Raw genomic sequence first — 17,607 nt, forward strand, 5'->3', positions numbered from 1 at the left:
CACCTGTCTTGAAAATATTATCGTCAGTCAGAAGGGGCAACGCCCCTTCTTGCCTTACTCAAAGGCTTATTGGAGAGGGCTTAAGCGCGATCGGCAATATCAACCCACTCAGCACTTTCTGGACCGGTGTAATCGGCTGATGGACGAATGATACGGTTATTGGCCCGCTGCTCCATCACATGTGCCGCCCAACCGGCTGCCCGAGAGCACACAAAGATTGGTGTGAATAGCTCGGTTGGAATACCCATGAAGTTATAGGCAGACGCGTGGAAGAAATCAGCGTTACAGAAAAGTTTCTTCTCCCGCCACATGACCGCTTCAACCCGTTCAGACACAGCGTAGAGGTATTTATCACCCGCCTGCTCTGAAAGCTTTTTCGACCACTCTTTAATGATCGCGTTACGCGGATCCGATTCACGGTAGATCGCATGACCAAAGCCCATAATCTTATCCTTACGCGCCAACATGCCCATGACTTCCGCCTCGGCTTCCTCAGGAGAACGCCAATCTTGGATCATCGCCATAGCCGCTTCGTTAGCCCCACCATGCAGAGGTCCTCGCAGCGAACCGATCGCCGCCGTGATACAGCTATGGATATCCGACAATGTTGAAGCGCACACCCGAGCCGTAAAGGTCGAAGCATTAAACTCATGCTCGGCATACACAATCAGCGAGGCATGCATCACATCCACATGCAGTGGCTCTGGCTTTTTGTCATGCAGCGTCCATAGGAACTGCTCACCAATAGAGTCCGCATCGGTTTCAACATTGATACGTTTGCCGTGGTGGCTAAAGTTGTACCAGTAGTTGATCATGCCCGGGAAGACTGCCAGCATACGATCAATATGATCGTGTTGCTCAGCAAAGCTCATTTCCGTTTCTAAGTTGCCCAGCATTGAACAACCCGTGCGCATCACATCCATCGGATGAGCATCGGCCGGGATCTGTTCCAATACTGTTTTCAGAGCGTCCGGCAGAGCGCGCATCCCCTTAAGGCGGGCTTTATAGGCATCTAACTCACCTTGGTTAGGGAGTTTGCCGTACAGCAGCAGATAAGCCACTTCTTCAAACTGGGCTTTATCCGCCAGTTCTTTGATGTCATAACCACGGTAAGTCAAACCTGCGCCTGACTGCCCAACCGTACAGAGTGCTGTTTCGCCGGCGGATTGACCACGCAAACCCGCACCACTCAGTTTCTTAGCTTCTGCCATCCTATCTCTCCTTTCTGCTTCCGAGCCTGGACAACCATGGCGACCCGTTACAGTATTATTGCTTTAAGGTTGTTTTATACCCGGCCAGATAAGACCGGGCTCAGCTACAGGCTGATTACTTGTTCTTACCTTCTTTAAACAGCGCATCAAGCTTCTGTTCAAAGTCGTGGTAGTTAAGGAAATCATACAGATCCATACGGGTCTGCATGGTATCAACCACGGCTTTCTGATCGCCGTCACGCAGAATCGCTTCAAATACATTCAGCGCCGCTTGGTTGGCCGCTCGGAATGCCGACAATGGATAGAGCACCATGTTCACGCCGGTTTCAGCCAGTTCAGCCGTATTAAACAGAGGGGTTGCGCCAAATTCAGTAATATTGGCCAGCAAGTTCGCGCCATTGATACCTTCAGCGAAAGCTTTGTAATCGTCCAGCGTATGCACCGCCTCAGCGAAGATGCCATCAGCACCGGCTTCTAAACAAGCTTGAGCACGGTCAACCGCAGCATTCAGACCTTCCATTTGGAACGCATCAGTACGGGCAATCAGGAAGAAATCATCATCGGTTTTGGCATCCACAGCCGCTTTAACACGGTCGACCATTTCAGCGGTTGATACGATCTCTTTATTCGGACGATGACCACAACGCTTCTGCGCTACCTGATCTTCGATATGACAACCCGCCGCACCGGACTTAATCACTTCTTTAATGGTACGGGCAATATTGAACGCCCCACCCCAACCGGTATCGATATCAACAATCAGTGGCGTTTCAACAGCACTGGAAACACGACGAACATCTTCAAGCACGTCATTCATGGTCGTCATACCTAGATCAGGCAGACCATAAGATGCGTTAGCGATACCACCACCGGACAGGTAAACCGCACGATGGCCAACACGCTCAGCCATCATGGCGTGATACGCATTAACAGTACCGACGATCTGTAATGGATTAGTCTCTTCTAGTGCTTTGCGGAAACGGCCGCCTGCGGTTAGCTTGCTCATGGGTTACTCCCTCTCTTCTTTGTTCGTTGGATTCAGACGTTCTTCAATGTTGCGGCGTGCTCGGCCTATATGCCGACGCATCAGCAGCTCTGCTAACTCGCCATCCCGCTCTTCTATCGCATCCAGAATGCGATGGTGTTCCTTTAGGGCGCGTTGTGGACGCGATTTAGAAACGCTGAATTGATAACGGTACATCCGTACCAGGTGATAAAGCTCGCCACCAAGTAGTTCAAACAGCTTAGCATTCTTGCTGGACTGAACAATTCGGTAGTGGAAATCCAAGTCGCCCTCTTTTTGAAAGTAAGCGCGACCATCGATCTCCTGAATATTTTTCTCATGCTGATAAAGCAGCTCGCGCAGACTGTTAATCTCATCTGTCGACATGTTTTCGGCGGCCAAACGACAAGCCATGCCTTCGAGTGCTTCACGAATACGGTAAATCTCAATCAGCTCTTCCGGTGTCAAAGACACCACACGGGCGCCAACATGGGGAATTCGAACCACCAAACGCAGCCCTTCCAGCTGACGAATCGCTTCACGTAGTGGCCCACGACTGATGCCGTAAGTACGCGCTAATTCCGGTTCACTGATTTTTTGACCCGGGGGGATATCGCCGCGCACAATGGCGGTAATTAACTGCCCACTTACTCGGTCTGCTAAGGTGCGTACTGCGGCGGCACTCTCGCTTGATTCAATTATTTCTGTCATTACAACCTTCTTGGTGGATTGTCGACAATCTTGTTATTTCGGTAACAATACAGCCCAATAAGTAGATCGTCAACCATACTAAAGGCGAAACTGTCGACATACCACAAAAGTATAGGGGTATACCCTAGCATCACCCTAGGGTATAGGAAAGATACAAAAAAGCCCCGGAAATCGAGGCTCTAAGTCTAGTAGAGAAGTTTAGGTCAGGCCAGAAAGCGGCTTAACTCCGCATCCATAATACGGGCAATCTGGCGAGGTTTCTGGAATGGCAGGGAATGATCGGTGCCTGGCACGATAAAATAATGCCAATTTGGCAGGCGTTCAGCCAGATCACGCTGGTACTGATGCATCTGTTCGACACTGTGACCACCAATAAAACTGGTCACATCACCTTGAGCGGCGACAAGTGCCTCCCGATCAATCCCATTAATGGCTTCAGTGACACAGTTCAAGGCATTCGCAAAGCCCAGTGGTCGAGCGCCGAGCCTTTGGATTGTCAACAACTCGGTCTGAGGCGTTACTTTACGATGGGGTGAAATCGTATCGAGAAACGCTTTAATACCGCTTTCCGCCTGGTCCTGTTTAAGTTGTTCGGCCGCCGCACTAAACTGAAGACGAAGATCAACCGTCGATGCCCAACTCGGCCTATCCAATACTGCCGCTTCCAACAAAAACTGTTTTTGCACCCGATCATGGTAACGCTGCTTATATAACAGTGCGACCATCCCCCCCATCGAATAGCCCGCCAGATCGAACGCCCACCACCCCAGGTGATCCACGAGACCACTGAGATCATTTACCAGCTCATTCACCGTAAAAGGATATTCTTCACCATCAGGATAACGGGTATTACCGGTGCCCCGCTGGTCTGGAATTAAAATCTCATCCCACTGGGTCACCAGCATCGCAATGGCAGCCCAAGTATCTTGGCCAGCAACACCCGCGCCATGCAACACCACTAGACGGCGGGGCGTCCCCTCACAGGTTTTGCGATAAAGCTGATAACTGATCTGTTGATCGGGAAGATTAAATTGGTGCAAACTGATCTTGTACGGGTGTTTCATCATCGTTCTGTCTGATTACTCTGGTTTATACGGATCCGGGCGAGACAAAAAAGAAGAATGATAGCCTGTTGCGCGGCAGAATGCCTGTCGTGGGCGAAAAAACCTGTGCATCTCGCTTTCACTACCCCAGCCAGCTACAATCGGCTTTCACATTCGCTTGAAACCTTGGCTTCAGAGCGTTAGTACGACATGAATAAGTGGGTTTAACAATCCGACTTTAACGGCACCGCTATACATTGGTAGCGAGTCACTGACATAACAACGACCGGTCTTAACGCAAGACAGGCAAGAACGAAGGTTTATCGGGTGTACAGACTTTTTCCGCTTCCTTATTTGCCCAACTCAACCCACTATTTTGAACGTATCCGCCACTTAGCGGCGCCAGTTTTTCTCGATAGTGGTAAGCCCGCAGGTTTATACGGACGATACGATATTATCGCTGCCGACCCTGACGCGCAGTTAAGTTATCAAAACCAAGTCACCCGGATTAACCGTCAGTCCAGTGAACAGCAATTCAGTGGTAACCCTTTTACCCACCTACAACAGCTGTTTAATCAATATCAAATCCGTTGCCCACACCCGGAACAGGCCGATGTCCAAGCGCTGCCTTTCTGTGGGGGGATCCTGGGCTATTTCGCCTATGACCTCGGCCGCAGCCTTGAAACCCTGCCTGAACAGACCCTTTGTGATATTGATCTACCGGATATGCAGGTGGGCATCTACGGCTGGGCCGTTATCGTCGACCATGAGTTACAAACAGCCATCTTAATGACCACGCCGCTGGTGAATGAGACCGAGGCCACCACGATTCTGCAGCGACTTAACGGTGAACCAGTAGCGCAAACCGACGACTTTCAGCTTAGCTGCCCTTTTAGCAGCAATATGAGTGAAGCGGAATATCACGCCTCTCTGGCGCGTATAAACGACTATATCCACTCAGGTGATTGCTACCAGGTGAATTTTGCCCAGCGTTTCAGCAGCCGTTATCAAGGCGATCCTTGGAATGCCTATAAACGCTTAAGAGAACATGCGCCAACACCCTATTCAGCCTATATCGAAACTGCCAACGGCGCGATCCTATCCCATTCGCCCGAGCAATTTCTAGAAGTCCGTGATGCGAAAGTCACCACCAAGCCGATTAAAGGCACCCGCCCACGGGGTGACAATCCAGCGTTGGATGCACAGCTTAAACTGGCACTGCATGACAGCGAAAAAGACCGGGCTGAAAATCTAATGATTGTTGACCTGATGCGCAACGATATCAGCAAAGTGTGTGAACATGGCAGTGTCCGCGTGCCTAAACTCTTTGCCGTCGAATCCTATGCCAACGTGCACCACCTCGTGAGTACCATTACCGGCAAACTCGCAGCGGATAAAAGCCCGATAGAATTACTCGAACACAGCTTCCCTGGCGGTTCAATCACCGGCGCTCCCAAAATTCGCGCCATGGAAATTATCGAAGAACTCGAACCCCACCGCCGCTCAGTTTACTGTGGTTCAATCGGCTACCTTAGCTTTTCCGGCCAGATCGATACCAGCATCACCATCCGTACCCTGATCTGCCAAAAAGGAGAGGTCCACTGCTGGGCCGGCGGTGGCATCGTCGCCGATTCAGAAACCGCCAACGAATATCAGGAGACTTACGACAAGGTGAACAACCTATTGTGGCCGTTGGAAGAGACAATTGGTAAGCGCAGTGGCTAGGCGTCACTGCGTCGCTTTCTAGTAGTTACATTGCTATACAAAGTGTTGGTTTGTTACACAATGCTATGTACAGGGTCTATTCAGTCCCTAGCCGAGCTACATAGACCGATCAAAGTTACCAACTAAAATACGGCTACGCCAGTAACCTACCGGATTTAACGCTATCGCAATTGTCCCATCGATGACGACAACCGTTGTGTTTTCTAGTGAGTAGCACTGCGACGCTCTAGCATGTGGCGAAGCCACATCTAACAACTCGCACCAGCCTTCATGCTTTTACGCTATACTGCGCTCTACTCTCCTTTGCCGAGCTCCCCGAACCTCTATGCCATTTTCAAACCTTGGATTATCCGATCCGATTCTACACGCCATTAACGAACTGGGTTATACCGCCCCTACACCGATCCAGAAGCAAGCGATTCCGATCATTCTGTCTGGTAAAGATCTGATTGCCACTGCCCAAACCGGCACCGGTAAAACCGCAGCCTTTGTTCTCCCGATACTGGAACGTTTTAATCAGGAACGTACACTGCGGGGTAAGCGCATACGCGCACTGATTATTACCCCTACACGGGAATTAGCGATTCAGGTGGCGGACAATGTTGCGCAATACAGTCGTCATCTGAATCTTACTTCGATGGCGGTGTATGGCGGAGTGGATGTTGAGCCACAAAAAGAGCGGCTGATCGAAGGGGTGGATATTTTAGTAGCGACAACCGGCCGTCTGCTTGATCTCGCCCATCAACGTGCGCTGCATTTTGATGAACTGGAAGTACTGGTGCTTGATGAAGCAGACCGTATGGTAGATATGGGGTTTGCCGGGGATATTAATAAGATCATCGACCGCTTACCTGAAGCCCGCCAGAACCTGCTATTTTCAGCCACCATGAGTGACGATGTCCGTGATATCGCCGATCGCTTCACCGATAGCAAAGTCGCCAGCCCTGCCGTTGAGATATCGGTTTCACCCAAGACTAAGGCGGCCAGCACCATTCATCAGTGGTTAATTACGGTCGATAAAGACACCAAGTCCGCACTGCTGAGCCACCTGATTAATGAACAGCAGTGGGATCAAGCGCTGATCTTTATTGAGAAGAAACACGCAGCGGCTAAACTGGTGGTTCAATTGGCGAAGCGCGGTATTGTCGCGGAAGCTATCCATGGTGATCGAAGCCAAGCGATGCGTGAGAAAATTCTGACGGATTTTAAATCGGGTAAGCTTAAATACTTAGTGGCCACCGGTGTTGCCGCTCGGGGTTTGGATATTGGTGAACTCAGTCGGGTTGTGAATTACGACCTACCTTTCAAGCCGGAAGATTACATCCACCGTATTGGCCGTACCGGTCGTGCCGGCGCTACGGGTGAAGCGATCTCTTTTGTCGCCATGGGGGATTTTAAAAACCTTTGCGCCATTGAAAGTCGTCTTGACCAGATTATCGAACGTAAGGAGATTGATGGTTTCGCAGTGAGAAAAGAGGTGCCGGTCTCCGTGTTAAATTTTGTTCGTACCAGCAAGCCACCGATGCCTAAAAGCGGTTCACAAAAATCTCGATCCAACACAGCGCCACCACAAAACAGAGCGAATGCCGCGCATAAAAGCCGGGGTAAAAAAGCCTCTGTCGATAAAAATGACGACCGACCCAATAAACATATTTGGGGCTAAGAGCTGAGTAAACATCGTCGACAAAAAAGAGCGCCTTGGCGCTCTTCCTCATTTTTGGGTAACGATCACGTCAGTGCTAATCAGTCACCATTGCATTTAAAAGCTCAGCATTGGTTGGATATGTTTCTAATAGCTTAACTAAGCGTCTCGCCCCATCGATCGGTTTCAGGTTCGTCAATGAGCGGCGCAACGTGTGAATTTTAGCGATGTCTTTTGCATCCAACAGCAGCTCTTCTCGACGGGTGCTACTTTTGGCAATATCCAACGCAGGGAAAATACGGTAGCTGGCAATCTCCCGTGACAGTACGACTTCCATATTACCGGTGCCTTTGAACTCTTCAAAGATGACCTGATCCATACGACTACCGGTATCCACAAGGATGGTTGCCAAGATCGTCAGAGAGCCACCGTTTTCAATTTTTCTCGCGGCACCAAATAGCTTACGTGGTATCTCCAATGCACGGGCATCGACACCGCCCGACATCGTGCGACCACTGCTCTTTTGCTCGGCATTATGAACCCGAGACAGCCGTGTGAGTGAGTCAATGACGATCATTACATCATGACCTTCGCCCGCTTCCTGACGCGCCTTATTCAGTAACTCATTCGCCACGCGCACATGCTGAGCATAACTTTCATCCGACGATGAAGCATGCACCTCTGCGGTCACACTGCGCTTAAAATCCGTCACCTCTTCAGGCCGCTCATCAATCAGTAGCGCATAAAGCTTGATCTCAGGATAGGCCGTCCCGACCGACTGACAAATATGCTTTAGCAGCGTCGATTTACCCGAACCCGGCGGTGCAACCACCAGCCCTCGTTGCCCCATACCGATGGGGGTAATCAGATCCATTGCCCGCATAGACAATTCGGCAGAACCCGTTTCAAGACGAATACAGGGAGTCGGATGAATCGCCACCCCATTTAAAAAACGCTTTTGCGGATCAGCCTCAAACGGATCTTCGCTTACCTTATCCGCGGTCTTATCTTTTTTAACCTTTAAACTTAATGTTTTTCTCGTCATGGTCTTGAATTATAACTCTACGAATAAGGAGTGTTAGTCGGATGTGTGGCAGCAATAGTTGTTGCATGATAACTCTCATCATCCCCGGCAAGAGATTGAACTTCTGCTGCCGTTAAGCTGCGCCAATCACCCAGCTCGACATCCAACGAAAGACTACCTATTTGCTGGCGGTGCAACGCCTTCACCCGATTACCGATCGCGGCAAACATCCGCTTAACCTGATGAAAACGCCCTTCTGTAAGGGTTAGATACACATGGTAAGGATCAATAACCTGCAGCGTTGCCGGTCGTGTTAGTACGGCTTCCCCTTGAAGTAGCATACCGACCTGAAAGCGTTGCGCTGCATCAGCCGTCAGTGGCCGTGTTAGCTCCACTTTATACATTTTTTCACAATGATGTTTAGGTGATGTGAGTCTATAAGACCAATGACCATCATCCGTCAATAACACTAGTCCGGTGGTATCGGCATCCAAACGGCCAGCGATATGCAGTTCACTTGGACGATCAACCGTCAAAAGATTAAACACGGACGGGTATTGCTCATCAATATTGGAGCAGATCATATCGACAGGTTTATGCAGTAAAAAGTAGCGAAAGGGACGTGGAATTAAACGTTGAGCATCCAGCGTGACAACATTATTTTGGTGTATCTGATGGGATGCCTCAGTGACAACCTGATCATTGACCACAAGCCGTTGCTGTTTGATTAACGCTAATGCCTCGGGCAACGAATATTCGCTACTTTTACAGATAAATTTATCTAATCGCATCGCACAAACGTCGCAGCATGAATGACAAAAGAGCGCCTCAGCGCTCTTCTTATGATTGTGCTAGCCTGACGAACTACACCTTTAATCAGCTAAAGGCGCGTTGTCTGGCTAGCCGCAAATATTACAGCGTCAGATCGCGATTACTGGCCTTGATAAACTCTTTTTTCAGATCATCAAAGGTCTGTACTGCGGGGAACTGCGGAAATTCATCGATCACATTCTGCGGCGAATGAAACAGTACGCCGGCTTCCGCCTGGGTTAGCATGGTGGTGTCGTTATAGGAATCACCCGCCGCGATTACCCGGTAGTTCAGTAACTGAAAGGCACGTACCGACTGACGCTTAGGATCTTTCTGACGCAGGGTATAATCGGTAATCCGCCCGGTCTCATCTACTTCTAACTTATGACACAACAGGGTTGGATAGCCCAGTTGCTTCATCAGCGGAGCGGCAAACTCGTAAAAGGTATCCGACAAAATCACCACCTGAAAACGCTCGCGCAGCCAATCGATAAATTCCCGTGCCCCTTCTAGCGGCGACAAACGATCGATGGTGGCTTGAATCTGTGGTAGTGTCAGACCGTGCTCATCGAGAATACGCAGACGCTGTTTCATCAGCACATCGTAATCAGGAATGTCGCGGGTAGTCGCTTTCAGTTCTTCAATTCCAGTTTCTTCAGCAAAAGCGATCCAGATCTCAGGGATCAGTACACCTTCTAGGTCAAGACATGCGAGTTCCACAAGCGACTCCTAAATAATGGCAAATGCGAATTGAATGGTTCGCAGTGATTCGTAAATGTGTGCGCAGATTCTACCGGATTAAGCGGGTGTTGCAACGGCTTCAGGCAAGCCCTACTCGGGCTGCGACTCATCAGCAACGCACACTCATGCCCTACTTGTCAGTATGTACGCTCAGATGAGCCCGCTTAAACGCCAAGATAGTCCATCAGCGCCACTGCTCGACCGCGTAATCGATAAAGGCCCTAACAACCGGTTGTTGATAGCTACGCGATAGATATACCGCCCACACCGCCTGTGTCGACAATGCAAAGATGTCCGGTAATGCAACGAGTTCACCATTTTCTAGAAAACCGTCAACCAAGTCCGAAGGCAAACGAGCGATTCCCATTCCCGCACGTGCGGCATCAACCAGTGTTACCGCGTCATTGGCTCTTAGAGGGCCACGCACCTTAACCTCTTCGCCGGAGGGAAAGTGCCACTGGGATTGATTGAGGTGCACCAAACAGCGATGCTGACTGAGCTCGGCCACGGTAGTCGGGGTGCCCTGCTCCGCCAGATAAGCCGGTGCAGCACATAACACCGGCCCCGACTCAAACAACTGACGCGCGATTAGATTATCGTCCGGTTGATGGGTATATCGCAGGGCGATATCCACTCGCTCATCCACCAGTTGGGCATTTTTATCGGAGAGTAAAAACTGAAAACTGACATTTTTATGCTGCTGGCAGAAACCCTCTATCAGCTGTAATAATTTTCCTTGGCCGACGCCAATCGGTGCGGCAATACGAATATCACCCACCAAACCTTGAGTATATTGCTGGGCACTGTTTTCAAGCGCGGCGGCATCATTGAGTATTCGTTCACAAATACGTAAGGCCTCCTCCCCCGCGGTGGTTAAACTCACCCGTCGAGTAGTCCGATGTAACAAGCGCACTTGTAGCCAGTCTTCAAGTTCCTGAATATGTCGTGTCATGCGCATACGCGGAATATTCAACTGATCTGCCGCTTGCGTGAAACTCCCCAGTGCAGCCACCTCAACAAAACTGCGCATCGCATCCAACTGCACCATCAATTAGATCCTTATCTGTTACAAAGAAGAACAATTTTACATATTTATCACTTAATTTGTTATCAATAAACTGTACTCAATCCTTAATCAACAGGCATAACAAACGCCAGGAGTACAAACATGAACATAGCAATTTTAGGTGCATCCGGCTGGATCGGTTCGACTATCGCAACAGAAGCAACGGCACGGGGCCATAACGTCATTGGCCTCGCGCGAGACAGCAGTAAACTGGCTGATAACATCACCAAGCGTGATTTTGATATTCAAAAAGATGATATCGCCAGCGTTATTGACGGTGCGGATGCGTTGATCGTCTCCATTAGCGGACGCGCAAAGGGAAACCATGAGATCGTCGCGGCTAGCGCCAAAAAACTGTTAGCGGCACTACCAACTACTTCACTAAACCGTCTGGTCTGGGTCGGTGGCGCAGGCTCTCTCGAAGTTGCACCGGGTGTTAAGCTAATCTCTATTCCGGAGTTTCCAGCAGAGTTTAAAGATGAAGGCCTCGCCCAAGGCGAAGCGCTTAATATATTCAAAAACAGTGGTAGCACTGTTAACTGGACCTTTATTAGCCCAGCGGCTGACATTTTCCCGGGTGAAAAAACGGGGCAATATCGCGTGGGTGGCGATCAACTCCTGAGCGATGCCGAAGGTAACTGCAAAATCAGCGTACAGGATTATGCTGTAGGTTTACTCGATGAAGTTGAATCCGGTGCACATCCACAACAGCGGATCTGCCTTGCTTACTAAGAAGAGACTCGGCGTCTGACGCCGGTTTAAAATACACAGCCGAGTTACAGACATCGTAACCGGCTGTGATGGATGGCAAGATGTGCCATCAGAACAACACCTTATATAAAGCCTCTGTATTAGGGTGCTAGTGTTAACACTATTTTACCAACATGCTGTTTTTTCAAGAACTGCGCTTGGGCCGCTTCGATCTGTGCCAAAGGGAAAGTTTGCGCCACAATCGGTTTAATCTCTCCCCGCTCAATCCGCTGCACTAGGTTTTGGAATACCTCCTCGCCAAGCACTGTACAGCCCAATAGACTTAAATCTTTCAGATACAGCGTTCTAACATCCAACTCGACTAAAGGTCCACCAATCGCGCCCGATACCGCATAACGGCCACCCGGCTTTAGCAACTGTAAAAATTGTGGCCACTGCGGTCCAGCCACCAGATCAATCACAACATCGACACTGTTTTCTGCCAAGACTTCGATTAAATCAGAATTCCGTAGAACGACTTCATCGGCCCCAATGCTAACAACTGTTCACTTTTACTCGAACTCGTAATGGCGATGACATAAGCACCCCGTGCTTTGGCCAACTGTACCGCCGCCGAGCCGACACCACCCGAGGCACCAGAGACCAATACCCGATCTTGTGCGACAACCTTAGCACGGGTCAGCATATTTTCGGCGGTGGAATAGGAGCATGGAAAAGAGGCAAGCTCGATATCCGTCAACGCACTATCAACTGCATAGGCATGCCGCGCGGCGACCACCGTATACTGTGCAAATCCGCCATTGCATTCAGAACCATAGTACCAAGGCTGATCCAACCATTGGCCATCGGCTTCGCGAAGACAGGGCTCAATCAACACACGTTCGCCGATACGTTGGGCGTCAACATTGTCACCAACCGCAACGATGGTTCCACATACATCAGCCCCTTGAATCAGCGGAAAACGTAAGGCATTCCCAGCCCAACTGGCATCCTCCGCGGAGATCTCACTGCCAGTGTTATCACCGTCAACAGCCTGTTTGGAATACCAGCCAATACGCGTATTGATGTCGGTATTATTAACTCCTGCTGCAGCCACCTGAATCAATACCTCATTCGCTGAGGGCGTTGGCACGGCAATCGTTTCATTGAATTGCAACATCTCCAGGCCACCGTGACCGATTAGCTGAATACCCTGCATCGTTGTTGGTATAGTCATCATTGATCCTCATTAAAAAGTGTTAATAGCACCTGTTGAGCCGCCATCACCGCATCTCGGCCTAGTACTGGCCAAGCGCTGGACACGCCTTCATGTAAGATAAAAATAGCCGTCGCTAGATCATCCCTCAGGCTTTGTTCAGCCAAAAACTGATGTACCGCCGTCTTATGCGCTTGTACCGCCGCGTTTATCTGCTGATTATCAGGAAAAGCCGCGATGGCATTCATGGACAAACAACCGTGCGGCGCATACTCCGCCATCCACTGCTCTAGCCGATTGAAAATATAGATAATCGACTCAACACCTGCTGGCGGATGCTCATGTAATAGAAATGCCAAATAGCGTTGATGACGATAGGCCAATGCCGCCACCACCATCGCCTCTTTCGAGGGATAGTGTTTATACAGAGTGCGAAGGCTGACCTCACAGGCCTCTTTTAACTGTGCAACGCTGGGTTCGGCAAAACCGTATTGACTAAATGCCGCCTCAAGACGCGCGGCTATTTGCGTTTTAAGCATGACTACCTCGTAAGTAGAACAACCATTCTACCCGCAGAGTAGAACAAACACTCTACCCTGTCAACGACTCTGCGCAGCAAGCCTATTAGGGATAGGGAATAGGGAATAGAATCAACGTGGAGTTGTACGAAGATATCAATAGGTCTCACGGAATGAGGCATCACCACTAAAAGCGATGTTCAGCATTTATCTATGATATTCAAGAAATATCGGCAGCTTAAGTCGCTGTAATAATCCGTGCGTTAACCTTAGTTAGCCAATAGAAGGAGTACAAAGATGCAGAGGGAGATACACCGTCAAATCCTAAGTTAGTCTAACAAGACTAACTTAGTGATATTCGCTCAGCCGAGATTAAACAGCCACAGGGTAGTGTGTTCCCGTAGGTACGGGTCCGATCTGACGATGATATTATTCAACTTTTATATTTAGGAATTGCCCCTTCAACACCCACGTCTAAGCGGGGACGATCAGCTTCCACTTCCGTCAGGGGTTCAACTTCTTGCATGGTATTCATACTACGCAGCGTCAAATCTTGATACTGACGGGTGCCTGCCGATTTCCAGTCGATCTCTTTATCGGTCAACTCTTTGATAATACGCGCCGGCGAACCTGCCACCAACGTACGATCAGGCACTTCCATCTTAGCTTTCACAAAGGACATCGCTGCCACAATGGATGATTCACCCACGACCGCGCCATCCATAATGACAGAGTTCATGCCGACCAACGCATTTTTGCCAATCACACAGCCATGCAGCACCGCTCCATGGCCAATATGGCCGTCTTCTTCAACCGTCGTATCGGTGCCAGGAAAGCCATGCATCACACAGGTATCTTGCAGATTAGCACCGCGCTTTAACTCTAGGCGACCAAAGTCGCCGCGCAAACAAGCGTTAGGGCCGACATAACATCCCGGCCCAATGATCACATCACCAATTAGCACAGCGGTTGGATGAACATAAGCGGTTGGATCAACCACGGGTGTAATACCATCGATTGCATAGACTTTCATAATGTAATATCCACTTTCCTGATTATTCTCACATGGGTGCTATTTTAGCGCATTCTTATATACAGGAATACCCGTATTTATATTTTCACCGAATATAATTAACATGCTAAGTAACTTGTTGTTATGATGCAGCTTAACTTTTTACCCAACACCGCAACCAGCTCGCATGGCTGAACGTTACGACGGAAATTCGATGTTTAAACCGCACTCCACCGCTGTCATCATCACCCTCGCCGCCTCGGTTGCGCTAGGGCCGTTATCGACCGATATGTATCTACCTAGCTTACCGGGACTAACAGAGACCTTTAATACCAGCGTCGATCGGGTGCAGATAACCCTCTCCGTCTTTCTCTATGGCTTTGCCGTCGCCCAACTGTTTTATGGCCCGCTGGCTGACCGCTTTGGACGCAAACCCATCCTGCTAGCAGGTCTGGCACTCTTCACTATCGCATCGTTTGGTTGCGCTCAAGCAAGCTCCATTGAAGAGTTAATCCTCTATCGATTCCTACAGGCTCTCGGCGCCTGTAGCGGGCCGGTGTTAGGGCGCACCATGGTGCGTGATATTCATGGGCCAGTAAACGCAGCCAAAGTGCTCTCAATGATGGGTAGTCTGATGGCGTTAGCCCCGGCGGCGGCTCCGATCATTGGCGGTTATATGATCATCTGGTTCGAGTGGAGCTCGACCTTTATCTTTCTCACCGCGTATGCCCTGATCTCCCTGTTACTGATTGCCTTTAAAGTGCCAGAATCACTCACAGTTGAGAATCGTAGCTCATTAAAACCGGCTATCATTGCGGCCAATTTTTCAACCCTGCTGACACATCGGGTTTATCTTGGCTACACCCTCTGCTGTAGCTTTATCTTTGCAGGTCTATTTGCCTTTCTCTCCGGTGCCCCTTTTGTACTGATCGATTACTTTAAGGTACCCGCCGAACACAGTGGTATTTTCTATGCCTTAGCTTCCGGCGGTTTTATAAGCGGTACCTTAATTGCCCAGCGCATCGGTTCTCGACGGGGCATCAATGGCGTACTTAAACGGGGTACACTTGTCAGCGTGACAGCCGGATTCTGTATGCTACTGCCCGCCTTATTTGGCATACATAACCTCTGGCTGACCGCCATCACTCAGGTGGTTTATATGTGTGGAGTTGGAATGGTGATGCCACAGGCGATGGCTGGTGCATTGGCCCCTTTCGCCAAGATGGCCGGCACCGCCTCCTCACTACTTGGTTTTACTCAATCGCTAATCGCCGCCAGTGTCGGTATGCTGGTAGGTCACTATCACAGCGGCACCCCCACGACGATGGCTACCACCATCGCGCTGATGGGATTACTGTCATTGATAAGCTTTCGCTGTTGGGTACTGCCCGCAAAAACACCCCGTTAGTCCTTTAAAATCACCGCCTAGCAAGGCCATAGCCAAATACAAACCGAGGGTATATTCTTACCAGCATTAGGTTTCTGTCGGCCTGCTTTCACTTAATCAATAAAGCATGTAAGTCCGATATTTAAGCTTGGCTTCAGCCATTGTAATGCGGAGAATTGATATGCTGATCTACCCAAACTCATCCTGCCTCTTGGTCGTTGATATTCAGGAAAAACTCGCACCGGCAATACATGAAGGCGATGCGGTTATCGCCAATGTCCGCTGGCTGGCCGAAGTCGCCAAACTCGCCAATGTGCCCGTGCTGACCACCGAACAATACCCCAAAGGTTTAGGCCCAACGGTTGCAGAGCTGCAGGATGTTTTACCGAAAGAGGGTTTCATGGAAAAGATGCACTTTTCCTGTATGGCAGAGCCTAGCTGTAATGAGAAGATCAACAGCATTAAACCTAATCAAGTGGTTATTGTCGGTATGGAAGCCCATGTGTGCGTTTTACAAACGGCAATACAGATCAAGCAGCAAGCCCGAGAAGTATTTGTGGTAGCCGATGGAGTGTCATCGCGTAACCCCGCCGATAAAGCCGCGGCATTAGAACGAATGCGCCACTGCGGCATTCATATTGTCACCAAAGAGATGGTCGGCTTTGAATGGATTCAAACATCAGGCACCGATCAATTTAGAGAGTTTAGCCAAAACTACCTGCGTTAATCGATACTCTATCGACTCATGTAATCGGTATCGCCATCGTCAATAAAAGTAAAGGAGCCACCGACTCCTTTTTACTAATCATCGACTTTGCCGCTTTGTGGGCAACAAGATCAACGTCAGGCGTTAGCCATTTTCATCGATGCTGCTAACAAATCCCGGCGGTTTAACCACCATTAAATCCGCCTTCAGGTCATCTAGAATCCGTTCGATAGTACTACCCACTAAGATTCGATCGACCATTCCCCGCGCCACACCACCGACCACTAAAATATCGATATGAGCTTCATCCACATATTCCAAAATCGCCTGTGGTGTCTCTTTTTCTTTGAGGGTGACCGCCGGGCTATCCGTCGTCAAACCATAGGGTTTAAGCAGTTTCGCTAGCGCCTCAACGTGCAGTGTTCTCACCGTGTGTTGCATGCTTTCAAAATCGGTCACGAGGTGCTCATCAAAAATAACGGAATGGGGTAGCACACTGAAACTATGCATCACTTTCAGATCCCCTTCGAGGGTATGAACCATGCGCCGCGCCCACTCTAAAATCATATGATCCAACGCGGCAGGAAGATCGCATTCATGGAAAGGGTCTACGGCGGCAGCAACATGCCCTCCATCAGACCAGACCTTCTGCTTCACTAATAGCAGTGGCACCGGGCACTCCCGAATTAACTGCCAATCCGCTTGATCAAAAATATAGTGGCCAAGACGACTGTGCTGCTTAACCGGATGTAACACAATATCAGGCCCAAAACGCAAGGTTTTTTGCACCACCGCTTCGGCCTGATGTCGGTGCCAACACACATCCATATCAACCTCAATATTGAGTTCCTTGAAAGGTGTGGTGAGCGGTTCTAATTCTGCTTCAATATGGCGCTGATAAGCTTGCTCGGCATGGCTGAGAGCGGCTTTATCAAAGAGGTAACTATTACGTAATGAGGCATTGTAACAGCAGCAAAAAGTTCTACTTTGGCACCGCTACCCTCGGCCAAACGCAGCGCTTTTTCTAACAGCAGTGCCGAATCAGCCCCCTGTTCGATGTTCACCAAAATTTTACTGATATCCACAATAGAACCTCCTTAGT

19 protein-coding genes are annotated in these 17,607 nt (G+C 49.6%); 5 read left to right on the forward strand and 14 right to left on the reverse strand.

Annotated features, from left to right (window positions below):
• Positions 1-80: 80 nt before the first annotated feature.
• The 4 genes from prpC to AC0L4K_RS11010 all read right to left on the reverse strand — a co-directional run bounded on the left by prpC (position 81) and on the right by AC0L4K_RS11010 (position 3,992).
• Positions 81-1,211 (reverse strand): bifunctional 2-methylcitrate synthase/citrate synthase, encoded by a 1,131-nt coding sequence (gene prpC, locus AC0L4K_RS10995; RefSeq protein ID WP_417222428.1) that lies wholly within the window; start codon positions 1,209-1,211, stop codon positions 81-83.
• Between the two features lie 115 nt (positions 1,212-1,326).
• Positions 1,327-2,217: a methylisocitrate lyase gene (prpB, locus tag AC0L4K_RS11000; protein WP_417222425.1), complete on the reverse strand. Its 891-nt coding sequence runs from the start codon at positions 2,215-2,217 to the stop codon at positions 1,327-1,329.
• A 3-nt stretch (positions 2,218-2,220) separates the two neighbouring features.
• Complete coding sequence (locus tag AC0L4K_RS11005; RefSeq protein ID WP_417222423.1) at positions 2,221-2,925, reverse strand: GntR family transcriptional regulator; 705 nt, start codon at positions 2,923-2,925, stop codon at positions 2,221-2,223.
• A 203-nt stretch (positions 2,926-3,128) separates the two neighbouring features.
• Complete coding sequence (locus AC0L4K_RS11010) at positions 3,129-3,992, reverse strand: alpha/beta fold hydrolase (protein WP_473266110.1); 864 nt, start codon at positions 3,990-3,992, stop codon at positions 3,129-3,131.
• Positions 3,993-4,295: 303 nt separating this feature from the next.
• Here AC0L4K_RS11010 and pabB point away from each other — a divergent pair, with 303 nt between their 5' ends.
• The gene (gene pabB, locus AC0L4K_RS11015; RefSeq protein WP_417222419.1) at positions 4,296-5,693 is read left to right on the forward strand and encodes an aminodeoxychorismate synthase component I; all 1,398 of its coding nucleotides are present in this window, start codon (positions 4,296-4,298) and stop codon (positions 5,691-5,693) included.
• A 325-nt stretch (positions 5,694-6,018) separates the two neighbouring features.
• A complete protein-coding gene (locus AC0L4K_RS11020) occupies positions 6,019-7,356 on the forward strand; it encodes a DEAD/DEAH box helicase (RefSeq protein ID WP_473266112.1) in 1,338 nt (445 codons plus the stop codon).
• Between the two features lie 76 nt (positions 7,357-7,432).
• Here the strand turns inward: AC0L4K_RS11020 and rho are convergent, their stop codons facing one another.
• From rho to AC0L4K_RS11040, 4 genes are all read right to left on the reverse strand, one after another.
• Positions 7,433-8,380, reverse strand: coding sequence for a transcription termination factor Rho (gene rho / locus AC0L4K_RS11025; RefSeq protein ID WP_473266114.1), 948 nt, complete (start codon positions 8,378-8,380; stop codon positions 7,433-7,435).
• A 17-nt stretch (positions 8,381-8,397) separates the two neighbouring features.
• Positions 8,398-9,150, reverse strand: a complete 753-nt coding sequence (locus AC0L4K_RS11030; RefSeq protein WP_473266116.1) for a pseudouridine synthase — start codon at positions 9,148-9,150, stop codon at positions 8,398-8,400.
• A gap of 121 nt (positions 9,151-9,271) precedes the next feature.
• Complete coding sequence (gene thrH / locus AC0L4K_RS11035) at positions 9,272-9,889, reverse strand: bifunctional phosphoserine phosphatase/homoserine phosphotransferase ThrH (RefSeq protein ID WP_417222406.1); 618 nt, start codon at positions 9,887-9,889, stop codon at positions 9,272-9,274.
• 205 nt (positions 9,890-10,094) lie between these two features.
• On the reverse strand, positions 10,095-10,958 hold the full coding sequence (locus AC0L4K_RS11040) for a LysR family transcriptional regulator (RefSeq protein WP_417222403.1): 864 nt from the start codon (positions 10,956-10,958) through the stop codon (positions 10,095-10,097).
• Between the two features lie 120 nt (positions 10,959-11,078).
• Here AC0L4K_RS11040 and AC0L4K_RS11045 point away from each other — a divergent pair, with 120 nt between their 5' ends.
• Entirely contained in the window at positions 11,079-11,708 is a 630-nt protein-coding gene (locus tag AC0L4K_RS11045; protein WP_417222401.1) for an NAD(P)-dependent oxidoreductase, read from the forward strand.
• 119 nt (positions 11,709-11,827) lie between these two features.
• Here the strand turns inward: AC0L4K_RS11045 and AC0L4K_RS11050 are convergent, their stop codons facing one another.
• The 4 genes from AC0L4K_RS11050 to paaY form a co-directional block, all read right to left on the reverse strand.
• Positions 11,828-12,172, reverse strand: a complete 345-nt coding sequence (locus AC0L4K_RS11050) for a zinc-binding dehydrogenase (protein WP_417222398.1) — start codon at positions 12,170-12,172, stop codon at positions 11,828-11,830.
• Between the two features lie 8 nt (positions 12,173-12,180).
• Complete coding sequence (locus AC0L4K_RS11055) at positions 12,181-12,906, reverse strand: alcohol dehydrogenase catalytic domain-containing protein (protein WP_473266119.1); 726 nt, start codon at positions 12,904-12,906, stop codon at positions 12,181-12,183.
• The gene (locus tag AC0L4K_RS11060) at positions 12,903-13,421 is read right to left on the reverse strand and encodes a TetR/AcrR family transcriptional regulator (protein ID WP_473266122.1); all 519 of its coding nucleotides are present in this window, start codon (positions 13,419-13,421) and stop codon (positions 12,903-12,905) included. The genes AC0L4K_RS11055 and AC0L4K_RS11060 overlap by 4 nt, the downstream gene beginning before the upstream one ends.
• 412 nt (positions 13,422-13,833) lie before the next feature.
• Positions 13,834-14,433, reverse strand: a complete 600-nt coding sequence (paaY, locus tag AC0L4K_RS11065; RefSeq protein WP_473266124.1) for a phenylacetic acid degradation protein PaaY — start codon at positions 14,431-14,433, stop codon at positions 13,834-13,836.
• A 193-nt stretch (positions 14,434-14,626) separates the two neighbouring features.
• Here paaY and AC0L4K_RS11070 point away from each other — a divergent pair, with 193 nt between their 5' ends.
• Positions 14,627-15,820 carry a Bcr/CflA family multidrug efflux MFS transporter gene (locus AC0L4K_RS11070; protein WP_473266125.1) on the forward strand — a complete coding sequence of 398 codons (1,194 nt, stop codon included), beginning with the start codon at positions 14,627-14,629 and terminating at the stop codon, positions 15,818-15,820.
• A 160-nt stretch (positions 15,821-15,980) separates the two neighbouring features.
• Positions 15,981-16,526: a hydrolase gene (locus AC0L4K_RS11075; protein ID WP_417222387.1), complete on the forward strand. Its 546-nt coding sequence runs from the start codon at positions 15,981-15,983 to the stop codon at positions 16,524-16,526.
• Between the two features lie 123 nt (positions 16,527-16,649).
• On the opposite strand, the gene AC0L4K_RS11080 is transcribed toward AC0L4K_RS11075, so the two are convergent.
• Both AC0L4K_RS11080 and AC0L4K_RS11085 read right to left on the reverse strand, forming a co-directional pair.
• On the reverse strand, positions 16,650-17,333 hold the full coding sequence (locus tag AC0L4K_RS11080; RefSeq protein WP_473266127.1) for a universal stress protein: 684 nt from the start codon (positions 17,331-17,333) through the stop codon (positions 16,650-16,652).
• Positions 17,334-17,377: 44 nt separating this feature from the next.
• Positions 17,378-17,590 carry a hypothetical protein gene (locus tag AC0L4K_RS11085; RefSeq protein WP_473266129.1) on the reverse strand — a complete coding sequence of 71 codons (213 nt, stop codon included), beginning with the start codon at positions 17,588-17,590 and terminating at the stop codon, positions 17,378-17,380.
• Positions 17,591-17,607: the final 17 nt, after the last annotated feature.

The organism is Amphritea sp. GJ51-11 (assembly GCF_055808735.1).

Coding starts and splice junctions, on each gene's coding strand:
- prpC (WP_417222428.1), bottom strand. CDS start 1,211: ATGGCAGAAGCTAAGAAACTGAGTGGTGCGGGTTTGCGTGGTCAATCC.
- prpB (WP_417222425.1), bottom strand. CDS start 2,217: ATGAGCAAGCTAACCGCAGGCGGCCGTTTCCGCAAAGCACTAGAAGAG.
- AC0L4K_RS11005 (WP_417222423.1), bottom strand. CDS start 2,925: ATGACAGAAATAATTGAATCAAGCGAGAGTGCCGCCGCAGTACGCACC.
- AC0L4K_RS11010 (WP_473266110.1), bottom strand. CDS start 3,992: ATGATGAAACACCCGTACAAGATCAGTTTGCACCAATTTAATCTTCCC.
- AC0L4K_RS11020 (WP_473266112.1), top strand. CDS start 6,019: ATGCCATTTTCAAACCTTGGATTATCCGATCCGATTCTACACGCCATT.
- rho (WP_473266114.1), bottom strand. CDS start 8,380: ATGACGAGAAAAACATTAAGTTTAAAGGTTAAAAAAGATAAGACCGCG.
- AC0L4K_RS11030 (WP_473266116.1), bottom strand. CDS start 9,150: ATGCGATTAGATAAATTTATCTGTAAAAGTAGCGAATATTCGTTGCCC.
- AC0L4K_RS11040 (WP_417222403.1), bottom strand. CDS start 10,958: ATGGTGCAGTTGGATGCGATGCGCAGTTTTGTTGAGGTGGCTGCACTG.
- AC0L4K_RS11045 (WP_417222401.1), top strand. CDS start 11,079: ATGAACATAGCAATTTTAGGTGCATCCGGCTGGATCGGTTCGACTATC.
- AC0L4K_RS11055 (WP_473266119.1), bottom strand. CDS start 12,906: ATGATGACTATACCAACAACGATGCAGGGTATTCAGCTAATCGGTCAC.
- AC0L4K_RS11060 (WP_473266122.1), bottom strand. CDS start 13,421: ATGCTTAAAACGCAAATAGCCGCGCGTCTTGAGGCGGCATTTAGTCAA.
- paaY (WP_473266124.1), bottom strand. CDS start 14,433: ATGAAAGTCTATGCAATCGATGGTATTACACCCGTGGTTGATCCAACC.
- AC0L4K_RS11070 (WP_473266125.1), top strand. CDS start 14,627: ATGTTTAAACCGCACTCCACCGCTGTCATCATCACCCTCGCCGCCTCG.
- AC0L4K_RS11075 (WP_417222387.1), top strand. CDS start 15,981: ATGCTGATCTACCCAAACTCATCCTGCCTCTTGGTCGTTGATATTCAG.
- AC0L4K_RS11080 (WP_473266127.1), bottom strand. CDS start 17,333: ATGGATGTGTGTTGGCACCGACATCAGGCCGAAGCGGTGGTGCAAAAA.